The organism is Trebonia kvetii, from assembly GCF_007827045.1.
GTDB classification, from domain to species: domain Bacteria; phylum Actinomycetota; class Actinomycetes; order Streptosporangiales; family Streptosporangiaceae; genus Trebonia; species Trebonia kvetii.
The window spans coordinates 236,477-250,024 of record NZ_RPFW01000005.1; the positions used below are offsets into that span (position 1 = coordinate 236,477).

Sequence of the window (13,548 nt, forward strand, 5' to 3'; positions counted from 1 at the left end):
TTGGCGAGTACGCGGTATCGCTAAGCCGGAGCGCCCAGGCCCCTCACGGCGTTCGCGCGCCTGTTCCAGGTCTGCGACGGTCTTGACCAGGACGACCGCGCCGTGGTGTCCGGGCGGAACACCTTCGGCAGCTCATCAGCGGAACCCCGCTATTTCTGCGCGCTGAAATCATGCGGGCGGAACGTGCAGGACTTCCGCCATGTAGCGACCCGCTGCCTCCGAAGCCGCGTCCGGCGTGCTCCCGTGCTCGCGTGCGTCCATGTAGGCGGCATACCAGTCCCACCAGTCGTGCGGAGCGTGGCTCTTCTCGTAAGGGCCGTGATGCTCGGCCGTTTCGTGCAGCAGGCCGGCCAGGGCAGCGATGTCCATCGTCAGCCCTCCCACTCCCGGCCCGGCAGGCGCGTCTTGATCTCCTGGAGCAGCCATCCGTTGCCGTCCGGATCGCTGAAGGCGGCATAAGTCTGGTAAGAGCGGCCTTCCGGGTCCGGGCCGGGAACACGTCCCCCGGCGAGGTGGAACAGCTCGCTGACGTCGACGCCGCGGCTGATGAGGTCCGCACGGGCAGCGTCGATGTCGGCGACGATCAGCAGCAGGCGCTGGACGGAGCCCGGCTCGCCAGTAGTCAGGCCCGTCCCGAAGGCGATCGAGCACGCCGAATGGGGCGGCGTCAGCTGAACCACCCGAAAGGCATCGCCCCGGACGATATCCGCATCCGTCCGCCACCCGAGATTCTGGTAGAACCGCTTTGCCCGGTCCACATCGGTGACCGGCAACGTCACCACCTCAAGCTTCATGTCGATGGTGCCCGGTTCCGGCATCTCCAGCGAGGTGTCGCTGCTTGCGTGAGTGCTCATGTTGACCTCCGTACCGCACGGGTATTGGTAGCACCTCACTACCCAGGCAGGCATCGCCTTGAATCACGCTCTATGACTCCCGGCATACAGCGGCGCCGGCCTCGCACGTGACCGATGCACAGTGTGAGACCGCGACTTGAAGTCAAAGGCAGGTCCGCGTTTGGCCACCATTTGTTGGCGTGTCGTTGGCGGGCGGGGATATGCCAGTCGGGCACAATAGGACAAGGCCCCCTCCATGTATGAGATGGAGGGGGCCTCGCTCGACCCACCGACCCAGGCTGGCCAGTTGCCCGGCAGCACCGCTCCGGCGGGCCGACCGCCGGGGCCAGCCACCCGCTTCCGGTTCCGGTTTCCCGGCTCCTTCCGCGTCCCTGGGGTTTCCCTGGGGAGGTGCCCGTTTCCGACGTGTGTGTATTTCTACTCCTCAGTCCTCCCGGGGCGCAAGCGTCTGAGGGGAGCAATTGAGATTATTTTCGTTATCCACAGAATGACGGTGGTTATCCACGCATAAGCGGGGTTATCCACCGCCTCGTTCACAGCATATCCACAGGTCATCGGCCTAGGCCGCCCGCTACGCAGCTGCCAGGAAGGCCTTGCCGTCAGCCCGGCCGGACAGGCTTTCATCCGCTCGACGGCCTTAGCGCGTTCACGGGATGATGCGGCGGAGCAGGCCTTCGATGTTGCCGCCGAGGATCTGTCCGATGTGGTCCTGCGGAAGCCCGCGGCCCCGCAGCAGCCCGGCCAGGTCTTCGAACTGGGCGTAGCTTGTCAGGACGGGCCGGTAGTTGCCGTCCAGGTCGGTGCCGATGGCCACGCGGCTGGGCCCGGCCGCCTCGGTGAGCCGGATGATCTCATCGGCGAAGTCGGCCAGGGACTGGCTGGTCAGCCCGGCCGGCCAGGCGCCGATCAAGCCCCCGGCCGAGGCGACCGCCGTCACGTGCGCGGTGGTCAGCAGCCGCGGGTGCGCGCTGCCGGCGTGGCCGAGCTGTCCGTGCGAGATGATCACCGGCTGGCTGGCTGCCTCCAGCACGTCCGTGGTGGTGGCGAAACTGGCGTGCGCGCAGTCCACCACGATGCCCAGCCGGCCGCATTCGGCGACCACGTCCCGGCCGAACCGGCTCAGCCCGCCGTGCACGGGCGGTGCGGTCTGCACGTCGCCGATCTCGTTGACCCGGTAGTGCACCAGCGTGAGCACGATGACGCCGGCCGCGCGGGCTTCCTCCAGCCGCCGCAGGTCACCTTCAAGGAAGTCGCCGCCCTCGCAGCCTAGGAGCACCGCCGTCCGACCGCCGCGGGCAGCCTGGCCCACCCCGGCCGCCGACGTCACCACTTCGGCGCCCGCGGCAGCCACCGCCTGCCGGAGCCCGTCAAGCTGGCGGCGGTGATCCGCGTACGCCTCGCCAGGGCGGAACTCCCGGTGCGCGCGCAACCCGGTCACCGGGTCGGGCCGGAGCACGGCGAAGTCGGACACGGTGGCCAGGACCAGCGCGGTCATGCCCCCGGCCCTGGCGTCCCGCACCGCGCCGGCGACCGACGAAGCCCCCAGCGACGCCACCATCGGGTGCCCGGCAGGAAGGCCGGCAAGGAAACAACGGCCGGCGTGACTGTGCAGGTCAATCCACGGCCCGGACTCTGCGCTCACATCCCGCGACGTTACATGGCCTCCAGGCCGAGCCATCTCGGCAGGGCAACGGGCGGCAGCCAGCGAGTGGTTCGCCGACCGGCCGACGTCCCGCATGGAGAAGCGCCTGCCGATTACGAGCGAGTAGCGGCAACTGATGCAGGAGAAGGCAGCCCGCGCCGATGAACCATTCCCCACGACCGAGCGCCGCGTGCTCGCTCGCGTCCGGCCGAGGGCTGAACGTCGATTTGCCAGCTCGCGAACGATCGAAATGAAGAAGCCCAAGCGGACACCGGGCGAGTGGAACGGGGTCGACTACTACGTCATGTTCGGCGACGACCTGCGGCGCTCGTGGGAGGACGCCCGCACCTGGGGCTACGTCGCCGCCGGCGGCGGCAGACGCTGGAGCAGGCCGCTGGAGGTTCTGCAGCCCGGCGCCCGCGTCTTCGTGCATCATCCCCCGCGAAGCTACGTCGGAGTCGGACGCGTCCTGCGGGATGTGCTCCCCATTACCGACTTCAGAACTGCGGCGACGTTGGCCGCGCGGCCGTGTGGGAAACTCCGGTGGGGACCCGAGCGCCTGCACTGCGGTCAGGTCCCACCTGATGACGTCACCTGCTAACTCCACGATCAGCGGGCGGCCAGCTCCAGCTTCTGGACGCGGGCAGCGAGGGAGGCGATCGCCTCCTGCGCGACCGCGAGCTGGGTCTCCAGCCGCGTCAGCCGCGTGTCCGGAACCTCCGGTTCGGCGATGGCCTCGACCCTGCCATCGGACGCCTGGTCGACGACCCAGGCGCGTCGCCCGCCGCCAACCGTGCCTGCCCTCCGACAGACAAAGCCGACTCGCGAGAGTACGCGCTGTGCCTCCATCGTCGTGAAGCTGGTGCGGTCCCAGCCGGTGATTGTCGCCAGAACCTGTTTTGGCGGATAGACGGTGCCGAGAACCTCGACGAGATGCTCCCGGATCGGCTCGGACTGGATGCCTCGCATGCGCCGTTCGATCTCTTCCCTGCTGAAGTCGAACGGGCGGCCCCCGACGGTTGCACTCACCATGTGACCTCCAGCTCTAGGTAGTTCTTACTTCCTACTAGGAAACGCAACCATCCGGACGTGCGGCCACAGACAACCAGCGGCCCAGGTACCTGGGAGGATCGGACGCGCAAGGTGCCACCGTGGGCGCCCGGCTACCGCCTTCCCGCGGCCAAGCGCTGATCAGACGACTAAGCGCTTTCGGCATGCTCTCCGGGGGAGATCGGCAGCATCAGGAAGCAACTGGACAGCTTCCCGCGGGCGTGCCGCCACGTGCCGCTGATCCGCGCGCCTATGCAAGCTCAACCATCAGCTGGACAAGTTCTTTCGCGTTCACCCAGACGTCAACCCGTCCCTGTTCACCAATACCCTGAGCGCGGGCAGCGTCCTCGGTCAGCTCTGGGTCGTCAGCGGCGACCGTTCCAGCGCGATGCGGATCAGGTTCAGCTCAGGCAGCAGATCCGAGTCGTTGCGCAGGACCTCGCGAGAGTCACCTTGTCCGTTGGCGCGTATCCCATCGAGCCGGGCCGTGAAGTCTGATATAGAGGCTGCGCCGCGAAGTGACTCCAGAACCTCATAATTCAAGATATTCAGCGACTTGGACAGATGGGCGATCGGGCGGCTGCTGAGAGCGATCAGCTCGGTCGATTGCACTGGCCTGCGGCCTTCCTTCCGGAGGATCGCCGCGACCACACCGACCATGACGAGTACCGCTCCGAAACCCATAATGGACAGCATGATGGGAAGATCAAAGGACGTGGAGTTCAGGTCTCGCAGCCCCACCGCGAACCCGGCAAAGGCGACCCCGAAACCACACAGTGTGATACCGAAAACTTCATTGCCGGCCACGAGCCCGGTCTCATCTGCGGCTATCCGCAGCGTGCGTGGCGCAGCCAAGCTGATGCTTAGGCCTTTGCCCTGACCGTCACTGCCCGGGCCTCCTGTGTTAGCGGCCATAGCCGTTCCCCCAATCGCCAGAAATCTGTTAACTCTGTTTGTTGCCTCGTAGGTGGCGCTGGAATTCATCGTCTGATACGGGCGGGATAACTGGCCCCGGAAGCTGGTCAGCCTCAGCCGGTTCGGCGTGTGTCCTGCCGCCAGTGGAAAACGGCCACCACTGCTTCAGGGCTGCGATCATCCAGTACAGACCGAACGGAATCGCCACCGTGGCCAGAATTGCGAGCGTAAGCTCCCAGGCAGAATGGCCGAAATCCGGCCACAGCAGTGGCGCACTGGTGATCCCAGCCAGCATGATCACGCCGCCAGCGGCGCTCCAGGCGGCGTTCCAGGCATTCAGTCGTTCCCCCATCGCCCCTCCCGCCACAAATCATAGGATTATCCGAGCATCGGCGGACTGGCCAAGAGCGACCAGCAGGGCACCAGCAGCGGCCACGCCGCCCCCCGGGCGTCTGGCGGCGTGTCACCAGCCCGCGGGGCAACAACATTCGCAACGTTCAGTTGAAGAAGCTCCACCTGCAGGTGTCCAGTGAGCAGAGGAAGCCGCCCAGCATCTGCGCCCTCTTCCGAAACGTGAAGGCGCAACTCCCCACCCATCGCCCACCCCCAGTCCGGCGAATCCTGCTAACAGAATGCACCCAAGGGCACTTCACTGCAATGCACTCGGAATTTTTCGACGCTCATTACTGCGACTCGCACGAAGGACAAAGTGAACGCGAGGAGTGAGACTCGGCGATCTCCGCCAAGTCATCGGAACCCAACAGAACGCCCCGATATGCATGGCGAGAACCAAGCGCCGATTGCCATCGCTGGAGGCGCAGATCGATTCCTCTTTGTGTCAAGTGGGACCGCTGGTCTTCCTATGAGTCTCTGAGGTGCGGTTATTTCCTTGCCGACGTCGTAGAGGTACGGTGGTTCTTGGTCCGGGAGTGGCTTGGCCGAAGAGTCGGCGTCCTGGGGGCGTGAGCCTGAGGCCTTGTGCGGGTCCACGCCGATCACCACTGCCATGACCTGCCTCCTCACCTTCGACGGACAGGACCGCGGCGGGCGCCGATCACCCCAGTCGGCGCGGCAGACGTCCTCGCCGATAATGGCCGCGCAGGCCGATCAGATCGGCGGTTGACGTGCGACGGCCTAGCTGCGGGCTGGCGGTGGCCTGTCGTGTTACCAGCCCAGTTCGCGCAGGCGTCGGTCGTCGATGCCGAAGTGGTGTGCGATCTCGTGGATGACGGTCCGCCGGACCTGGTCGGCGACCTCCTGCTCGGACTGGCATATCGCGCAGATCGCCTTGCGGTAGATGGTGATCCGGTCGGGCAGGACCGCGGCGTACCCGGTCGTCCTGCTGGTGAGGGGAACGCCCTCGTAGAGCCCGAGCAGGCCGGGCGGCCCGGCGCGGTGCTCGACCGTGACGGCAACGTTGCTCATCAGCCGGCCGAGTTCCTCCGGCAGCCCGTCCAGCCCCGAGGCGACCATCTCCTCGAAGCGCCCGGGTTCCACCTCGATCATCAGTCCATTGTCCATCCGGCACCGCGGGCAGGCGGGCGATGAGCAGTGCCCGTCACTGCAAGGCGGCTATCACGGACGTCGGCCAGCGTTGCCGGCAGCGAGGTCAGACTGGCGGTCACCAATGCCGCGAGATCGCCGATTTCGCGCGGCTCAGAGTTGGCTTGGCCAGCACGGCGGCTGCACTCCGATAGGCCAGTTCTGTGCGTGGGGGAGCCGGCGAGCGCTCGTCCTCAGCGGCATGTGCCGACGTTCCGAGAGGCATTGCACTGCTCTTGCCTGCGCACTGATCAGGATCCCGGCGGGATATAGGTCCAGGATGCGAGCACTACTTCCCGCCCGTCCGGGTCCTGGTAGGTGACACCGCCGTTGGCCACCCTCCATCGGCATCGGCATCAGCGGACTTGCGCCGACGACCAGACGGCCGCTCGGATCGGCCAGATCTGAGCGGGCTTCGAGCGAGACTGTGATGCATCGGCTGCCGACCACAACGGCGGATCCGGTGGGCCGTGGGCGGGATCCGTAGTCACACTTGGTGGCATACTGTGCGCCACTGGCGGTGCCGCGGTGGCCGGTTCGCCGCCGGGCAGGGCTTACGGATGCGCATGGTGCCTGCGGTGGTGACGGGAGGCCTGATGGAGGGTGACGGAGCGGAGGGGGTGGTTTTCCCGCTGTCTGCGGACGGCAGGCGGAGCACGTCGGCGCTGGGCAGGGCGGTGGTTGCCGACGCGCTGCGCGCGGTGGATCCGGTGGGCGCTGTTGGCGCGGAGCAGGAGACGAACTGGCGCTCGGGCTACCTCATCCACTTTCGCCGCCTAGTCGAAGCGGGACTGCCGTCGAAGGCTGCCGCGCTGTCGGTTGCCCGCGACGGGCTGGGCTCACTGCACGCGCGGATGCGGGCCAGGGGGCCGGACGGCACGGAGACAGGACTGGATGGCGTGCTCTCGGCGCCCGCGCTGGCCTCATTCGCCACGCTCAGCGTGCCGGGCTCGGGGCAGCGGGAGGCCGAGCTGTCGCTGCCCTATCGTGGCGAGCAGCTGCGCGGCGATGCCCTGGTACGCCTGCTGGAGACCTGGGTCAGCGGCGGGGTTATCGAGCCGTCGTGCGCCGAAGCCGTCAGGGAGGTTGCGGCGCATCCGGAGTGGCTGCGGCTGCCTGGCCAGACAGTGATCGCGCTCGGGGCAGGCGCGGAGGTGGGCCCGCTGGAGGTGCTGCTGCGCTGGGGTGTGCGGGTGGCGGCTGTTGATCTGCCCAGCCCGCCGGTGTGGGAGCGGCTGCTGCGCATGGCCAGGCAGGGCGCCGGCGAGCTGCTCGTGCCCGTGAACCGGGAGGCGCCGGCGGCGCCGCACCCAGATGCCAGCGACGAGGCCATCGCGCGATGGGCAGGCCTCAACCTGGTCAGTGAGATCCCCGGCGCCGCCCAGTGGCTGGCCGGCCTGGACGGTCCCCTCGTGCTCGGCAACTACGTCTACGCCGATGGCGGAGCGAACGTCGCCGTGTGCGCCGCGGCGGACGCGCTCACCGTGCGCTTGCAGGCCGCCCGCGGTGATGTGGCGCTGGCGTTTCTCGCCACGCCGACCGACGTGTTCGCCGTCCCTTCCGACGCGGTCGCCCACTCCGCCCGCGCTTACGCGGCCCGGTCGCGCACCGCGAAGCTGGCCGGCCGGCCGCTGCGCGCGGTGTCGCGCGGGAGGTTGCTCCGCCGCGCCTACGTGCCCGGTGCCAGCCCTGGCATCAGCGACACCCTGGTCCCCCAGCAAGGCCCGAACTATGCCATGGCGAAACGGCTGCAGCGGTGGCGGGCCACCCTCGCGCGCGAAGCCGGGACAACCGTGTCGCTCAACGTCGCCCCGCCGACCCGCACCCGGTCGGTCACCAAGAACCGCACGCTGGCGGCCGCCTACGCCGGCGCGCACCGGTTCGGGGCCGAGGTGTTCGAGCCCGCCACCACCAGAACGCTCATGGCAGCACTGCTCGTGCACGACCTGCAGGCCACCAGGCCGGCACACGCGCACCCGTGGCAGGACGAGGCCTATGCCGCTGCACACGGCGGGCTCTGGCGCATCGCCTACGCACCCCGCAGCGCCCTGGGGCTCGCCGCCCTGCTCGGCTACGCCGCAACCCGCCACTGAGCCGATCCCGGCACCGAACAGCCGCCAATCCTCGCGAACCCAGGAGCAAGGCCAATCACGAAATGCAGCCGCAGCGCGATGAGGCACCAGCAGAAGATCGCCGATTCCGGGCGCCTTGGCTGAGTCGCCGCTCCCCACCCGTACGCGAACAGATCATCCATTCCGGCGCCACCTGAGCCATTCGGCCACCGTGGAGCTTCTCCTACCATGGAGTACTCTAACCGCTCCGTGAGCAGGAAAGATGCTGCGACGATCGCTTGCCTGGACGCGTATCAGTCGTTCACGGCGCTCGGAACCCTAACCGAGCTGAGGACTGATTTCCGCGGCGGCTCAAAGCAGGTCCCGGTGGGCGCGTCGTTCCAGAGCCTCTGCGTCCGCTTCCCTGCCGATGGCGCCGGCTACCGCCGCCGACACGTAGGGCGACACCTGGCCGAACAGCACCGTCAGTTCGCTGTCCACCAGCCTGCCCCTTGCCCGGATAACCCACCAGTAACATGCCCGATTCAGAACGTCATGTCTACAGTACGCCCGCCATGCAGGTCATGTCGGCGCGAAACTGCACCAACGCCGCAGTGGGAGTCGCTGGCGGATGCCCATGACCTGAACCGATCAGGCTGGCTTCGGTTTCAGTCGCCCCCAAGGCTGATTTGGGCGTGTACTGGGCGAGCCCTTCCATGGTCAGGCCGAGGTTGCCCCGCTCACGGTCGAAGGCACACTCGACTGCCAAGCGCAGCGGATCATGAGTCCGCCGATCAAATGGACGATAAGACGCCGGAGCTCCTCGGACGGGATTCCCAAGCGCCTTCGGAGTGAACTTGACCGCACATTTGCCACAGCCGTCCGTCAACACTATGACTCCGCGACCCGAACCGACCGGCGCTGCAGTTTCACGACGAAGTCTGCTTCCTCTCAGATGTGCCGGTTATGGATGACCAGCGGGTTCATCTGCGTGCTCTCCTGGGAGCGCCATAACGGCGGAACTGCGCGCTCGCTCCTGGAGCGGGATCGATCACACAGCGTTAGGCGAGCGCCGCTGGGCCAGACACGCCGACACGCCGAATAGGGGCAGGGGTTCGCTCCCCTCGCCCGGCTCGTCTCGCGTCATTATGTACGCTCAGTTGCACGCGATCGACTCGCATGGGTCTTGTGCAGGAGGATCGGTTGAGTGGCATCGGCTACGCCGCAGGGCTAGCTGGGTGCTTGCTGGCTGGCGTCGATCGCGCGCTGGTAGCGCCTGGTCAGCTTGCGCAGCGCGTCCACCAGTTCCGGCGAGTCCACGATGGTGAAGTCCGCGTCCAGCATGCCTAGGTAGAGGGCGAGCATCTCCGGATGGTCCGAGCCCGGCTCGAACGCGCACTGGTCTTCCGCTAGGGACTCCACTTCCACGGGGATCGGAAGCCGGCCTCGTACGTATGCCGCGGGCGCGTGCACGATTACCCGTGCCCGGTACCGCCAGGTCGCCTCTCCGATTCCTCGTGCCACCTGCGCTGCGATCTCTTGGTCGGGCGGCAGTTCGCGGGGCGTGAAGCGCGGCCCGGCCGGCGTCCGCGGCTCGATCCGGTCGGCCCGGAATGTACGCCAGTCGCCCCGGTCGGTGTCCCAGGCCAGCAGGTACCAGCGGCGCCGGTCGTTAATCAGGCGGTACGGCTCCACCGAGCGCCGGCTGGCTGCCCCGGAATGTGCCCGGTAGTCAAACCGGAGCCGCTCATGGTCTCGGCACGCGCTCGCGATCACGGTCAGTACGTCTGGATCCACCTGCGGGCCGCGCGATGGCATCGGCATCGCGTATGACTGGAAAGCGCTGACCTGGCGTCGCAGCCGCGGGGGAAGCATTTGCTGCAGCTTGGCCAGTGCGCGCACGGAGGTCTCCTCGATCCCCGCGATCGAGCCGCTCGCGGCGGTACGCAATCCGATCGCGACCGCTACCGCCTCCTCGTCGTCGAGCAGTAGCGGCGGCAGGGCACCAGCGGTGCCGAGCCGGTACCCGCCGGCCACGCCGGGCCGCGCGTCGACCGGATAGCCGAGCCCGCGCAGCCGTTCCACGTCATTGCGGATGGTGCGGGTGGTGACGCCGAGCCGGGTGGCTAGCTCGGTGCTGGTCCAGTCGCGCCGGGCCTGCAACAGGGACAGCAGGCGCAGCAGCCGCGCCGAGGTTTCCAGCATGCTTCGATCCTGACGACAATCTAGGAACGGTTCTTTCCGCTATTATCCCTAGCCTTCTCCATGTGGGCGCAAGAGTTCCTGGCCAAGCCCTGGGCGTACCGGTCCCGGCAACAAGGAGAAGCGATGAGCGACGACATGCAGCCCTTCCGTATCGAGATCCCCCAGGCCGACGTCGAATACCTGCATGACCGGCTCGCCAGCGCCCGCTGGCCCGGCGAGCTGCCCTGCGTCGAATGGGCCCGCGGTGTGCCGCTGGGCTACCTGAAAGACCTCGCCGGGTACTGGCGCACGCGCTACGACTGGCGCGCCGCCGAGGCGCAGCTCAACCAGCACCCCCAGTTCATTAGCGAGATCGACGGGCAGCGCATCCACTTCCTGCACGTCAAATCCGGCCAGCCCGGCGCGAAGCCGCTGCTGATCACGCATGGCTTCCCGAGTTCCGTCGCCGAGTTCCTGCACCTGATCGAGCCGCTGGTCAACCCGGCCGACGGCCAGGCCTTCCACGTCGTCGCGCCGTCCCTGCCCGGATACGCCTTCTCGAGCCCGCTGAGCGCGACCGGCTGGGCTTTGGGCCGCACCGCGCTCGCCTGGGCCGAGCTGATGCGCCGGCTCGGCTACCAGCGGTATGGCGTGCACGGCGGCGATATCGGCGCGGGCGTGTCTGGGATGGTCGCCGGGCTCGACGGCGAGCATGTGATCGGCGTGCATGTGGTGACCGATCCGCTGACCGCCGCGGCGACCGCCACCTTCCTCCCCGGGATGGCCGGCCGGCTCGACGGCAGCGACCCGGTCGACAAGCTGATCCTGGACAGGATGGATGCGTTCACGAAGGAAGGTTCCGGCTACCTGGCGATCCAGAGCAGCCGGCCGCAGACCATCGGCTACGGCCTGGCCGACTCTCCGCTGCTGCAGCTCGCCTGGATCGCGGAGAAGGTCCACGAGTGGACCGACCTGCCAGTCGACCGCGACCAAATGCTCACCACGGTGAGCCTGTACTGGTTCACCGGCACCGGCGCCAGCGCCGCGCACACCCTCTACGAGCAGGCGCACTCCTCCGACTGGGGCGTGCCGCCGGCCGTCCCGCAGGGCTTCGCGGTCTTCGGCGCCGACGAGACGGTACGCAAGCTGGTCCCCGCGCCGGACGGCGCGCACTGGACCGAGTTCTCGCGCGGCAGGCACTTCCCGGCGATGGAGGCCCCGGCCCAGCTGGCGACGGACCTGCAGGCCTTCTTCGGGCCGCTGCAGTGACCGACGTACTGAGCCAGCGTGCTCTCAACCGGGCCACGCTGGCCCGCCAGAACCTGCTCGAACGCGCGCCCGCACCCGCGATTGACATGATCGAGCACCTGGGCGGGATGCAGTCCCAGGCGCCGCTCGCCCCGTACGTGGGACTGTGGACCCGACTCCAGGACTTCGCGCCAGACGAGCTGTCGGCGCTGACCGAGGAACGTCAGGTGGTGCGGCTGTCCCTGATGCGCAACACCGAGCACCTGGTCAGCGCCCGCGACTGCCTGGGCTGGCGCCCGCTGTTCTACCCGCTGCACGCCGCGGAGTTCCAGGCGCACTACCGCAGCGGCACTGAGGGCGTGGACCGCGACGCGCTGGTCAGGCAGGCGAAGCAGCTGCTGGAGGAGCAGCCACGTACCCGCGGCGAGCTCGCCAAGCTGCTCGCGGAACGCTGGCCAGAGGCCGATCCAGGTGTGCTGGCGTACGCGGTGACGCATCACGTCGCGCTTTGCCAGGTGCCACCACGGGGTATCTGGGGGAAGAACGGCCCCGCCGTATGGGCGCTGGTGGAGAGCTGGCTCAACGCGCCGCTTCGTCCGGTGCCAGTGGAAGCGCTGGTGGTGCGCTACCTGGGAGCGTTCGGCCCGGCGACTGTCGCGGACATTCAGGTATGGTCCGGGCTGACCCGGCTGCGCGAGGTGGTCGAGCGCCTGCCACTGCGAACATTCCGCGGAGAGGCCGGGCAGGCGCTGCACGACCTGCCCGACGCGCCCCGGCCTGCCGAGGACATCCCCGCCCCGCCGCGGTCCTGCCCGAATACGACAACCTGCTGCTGTCGCACAAAGACCGCACCCGAGTGTTCCCCCACAACCGGCCTGTGCCGCTCCCGCCGGGCAACGGCGCAACGTCTGGCACCTTCCTGGTCGACGGCATGTGGCAAGGCACCTGGCAGATTCGCGACCGGACACTACGCATCCAGCCGTTTACCAACCTTCGGAGCGCGGACCGGGACGCGCTGCTGACCGAGGCCGCACAGTTGTGCGCCTTCATAGCTCCCCAAGTCAAGTACGACATAGTCCTCAGCGAACCATAGTCACGCCGCTTCCCCGGCTTCCGCGACCCCTCGCCGGGCCACCTTCCGGCCGGGCCCGAACGGCTCATCTGCGCAGCTCGAGCGCCCTGGTCTACCGCCTGCTAGCCACGCCGATCGGCGGCTACGCGAGCTGACCGCAGAGCGGCCTGGTTACGGTATGTCATGGTCCGTATGGGGGATCGGTGCCCGTGGGGTGTACGACGGCGGACGTGCCGAAGTCGTGGCTCAGGGCCCGGGCGGCGGGGTGAAGATAGCGTGGGTCCCTATGCGCCGCCAAATGATGTGCGCCTGGCCCGGGACGCGTTCAGTTCCGTAGCTGAAGGTCGCCCGCCCGTCGCTGTCCCATGTCATCTCGAATACGCCAGGGTGCGCGGTCACGCCTTTCACACGCAGGCCTGACCGGAAGGGGCGGTCCGGGATGATGAGGTCTGGGACGAAGGCTTCCTTGATTACCTTGCGGAAGGTGGCCCGCTGCTGCGTTGTGAGGTTCTTCCAGTCCCGCTCGAAGCGGGGAAGCGTCTCAAATGTCGGCATCACTCATCCGCCGCGCCGAGGCCGTCAAGGTGCGCGAACATGGCGTCGGCGGACTCGTGCACCGTTCCTCGGCCGGCAGCGATCTCGTTGTCCGCTTCCTGCTCTCCGGCCTGCCATTCCGGAGTGAAGAACCAGGCCTGGTCGGTCGGGATGGACACGAAGCCGCGGACGGTGACCGTGCCGTCATCATGCAGGGAGAACTCGACCTCATCCCCCTCGCCGATGTGCAGCGCACGCCTGATGTCTTCAGGCAGCGTCAGTTGCGCCTTGGCGCGGACCCTCGCCCTGGCGCTGACGCGGGGCTGCGGTTCGACCTTAGCGGCAGGCACTCCCATAACAGCCGTCCTTACAGTGAGACTCTCCTACTTTCTTACTTTACACGAGTCAAGCGGCGGGGGTCAGCCCATCGGACGTGGGCACGACAGGTGCCCGCGC

14 protein-coding genes and 1 pseudogene are annotated in these 13,548 nt (G+C 67.9%); 4 read left to right on the forward strand and 11 right to left on the reverse strand.

Annotated elements, in window-relative coordinates; translation table 11 throughout:
• Positions 1 to 168: 168 nt before the first annotated feature.
• From EAS64_RS26145 to EAS64_RS26155, 3 genes are all read right to left on the reverse strand, one after another.
• Complete coding sequence (locus EAS64_RS26145) at positions 169 to 369, reverse strand: bleomycin resistance protein (RefSeq protein WP_145857163.1); 201 nt, start codon at positions 367 to 369, stop codon at positions 169 to 171.
• Between the two features lie 2 nt (positions 370 to 371).
• The gene (locus EAS64_RS26150) at positions 372 to 854 is read right to left on the reverse strand and encodes a VOC family protein (RefSeq protein ID WP_187366188.1); all 483 of its coding nucleotides are present in this window, start codon (positions 852 to 854) and stop codon (positions 372 to 374) included.
• Between the two features lie 646 nt (positions 855 to 1,500).
• Positions 1,501 to 2,496 (reverse strand): dipeptidase, encoded by a 996-nt coding sequence (locus EAS64_RS26155; RefSeq protein WP_187366189.1) that lies wholly within the window; start codon positions 2,494 to 2,496, stop codon positions 1,501 to 1,503.
• Positions 2,497 to 2,746: 250 nt separating this feature from the next.
• Between EAS64_RS26155 and EAS64_RS26160 the strand changes: the two genes are divergently transcribed.
• On the forward strand, positions 2,747 to 3,097 hold the full coding sequence (locus EAS64_RS26160; RefSeq protein ID WP_145857167.1) for a DUF8606 domain-containing protein: 351 nt from the start codon (positions 2,747 to 2,749) through the stop codon (positions 3,095 to 3,097).
• An 8-nt stretch (positions 3,098 to 3,105) separates the two neighbouring features.
• Here the strand turns inward: EAS64_RS26160 and EAS64_RS26165 are convergent, their stop codons facing one another.
• The 4 genes from EAS64_RS26165 to EAS64_RS26180 form a co-directional block, all read right to left on the reverse strand.
• On the reverse strand, positions 3,106 to 3,528 hold the full coding sequence (locus tag EAS64_RS26165) for a hypothetical protein (protein ID WP_145857169.1): 423 nt from the start codon (positions 3,526 to 3,528) through the stop codon (positions 3,106 to 3,108).
• 369 nt (positions 3,529 to 3,897) lie between these two features.
• Complete coding sequence (locus EAS64_RS26170) at positions 3,898 to 4,353, reverse strand: hypothetical protein (RefSeq protein ID WP_187366190.1); 456 nt, start codon at positions 4,351 to 4,353, stop codon at positions 3,898 to 3,900.
• A 136-nt stretch (positions 4,354 to 4,489) separates the two neighbouring features.
• A complete protein-coding gene (locus EAS64_RS26175) occupies positions 4,490 to 4,813 on the reverse strand; it encodes a hypothetical protein (RefSeq protein ID WP_145857174.1) in 324 nt (107 codons plus the stop codon).
• A gap of 812 nt (positions 4,814 to 5,625) precedes the next feature.
• Positions 5,626 to 5,967, reverse strand: a complete 342-nt coding sequence (locus EAS64_RS26180; RefSeq protein ID WP_145857176.1) for a metallopeptidase family protein — start codon at positions 5,965 to 5,967, stop codon at positions 5,626 to 5,628.
• Between the two features lie 632 nt (positions 5,968 to 6,599).
• Between EAS64_RS26180 and EAS64_RS26185 the strand changes: the two genes are divergently transcribed.
• On the forward strand, positions 6,600 to 8,096 hold the full coding sequence (locus tag EAS64_RS26185) for a hypothetical protein (protein ID WP_145857178.1): 1,497 nt from the start codon (positions 6,600 to 6,602) through the stop codon (positions 8,094 to 8,096).
• 330 nt (positions 8,097 to 8,426) lie between these two features.
• On the opposite strand, the gene EAS64_RS46880 is transcribed toward EAS64_RS26185, so the two are convergent.
• Both EAS64_RS46880 and EAS64_RS26190 read right to left on the reverse strand, forming a co-directional pair.
• Entirely contained in the window at positions 8,427 to 8,555 is a 129-nt protein-coding gene (locus tag EAS64_RS46880; protein ID WP_281283324.1) for a hypothetical protein, read from the reverse strand.
• A 729-nt stretch (positions 8,556 to 9,284) separates the two neighbouring features.
• Complete coding sequence (locus EAS64_RS26190) at positions 9,285 to 10,259, reverse strand: helix-turn-helix transcriptional regulator (RefSeq protein ID WP_145857180.1); 975 nt, start codon at positions 10,257 to 10,259, stop codon at positions 9,285 to 9,287.
• 123 nt (positions 10,260 to 10,382) lie between these two features.
• Between EAS64_RS26190 and EAS64_RS26195 the strand changes: the two genes are divergently transcribed.
• Together EAS64_RS26195 and EAS64_RS26200 are read left to right on the forward strand one after the other, a co-directional pair.
• Positions 10,383 to 11,507: an epoxide hydrolase family protein gene (locus tag EAS64_RS26195; RefSeq protein ID WP_187366191.1), complete on the forward strand. Its 1,125-nt coding sequence runs from the start codon at positions 10,383 to 10,385 to the stop codon at positions 11,505 to 11,507.
• Positions 11,508 to 11,614: 107 nt separating this feature from the next.
• Positions 11,615 to 12,579, forward strand: a pseudogene (locus EAS64_RS26200) (DNA glycosylase AlkZ-like family protein).
• A gap of 225 nt (positions 12,580 to 12,804) precedes the next feature.
• Here the strand turns inward: EAS64_RS26200 and EAS64_RS43845 are convergent.
• A complete protein-coding gene (locus tag EAS64_RS43845) occupies positions 12,805 to 13,113 on the reverse strand; it encodes a hypothetical protein (protein ID WP_187366192.1) in 309 nt (102 codons plus the stop codon).
• Positions 13,113 to 13,448, reverse strand: coding sequence for an AbrB/MazE/SpoVT family DNA-binding domain-containing protein (locus EAS64_RS26210; RefSeq protein ID WP_145857182.1), 336 nt, complete (start codon positions 13,446 to 13,448; stop codon positions 13,113 to 13,115). Before EAS64_RS26210 ends, EAS64_RS43845 begins: the two co-directional genes overlap by 1 nt.
• Positions 13,449 to 13,548 lie beyond the last annotated feature (100 nt).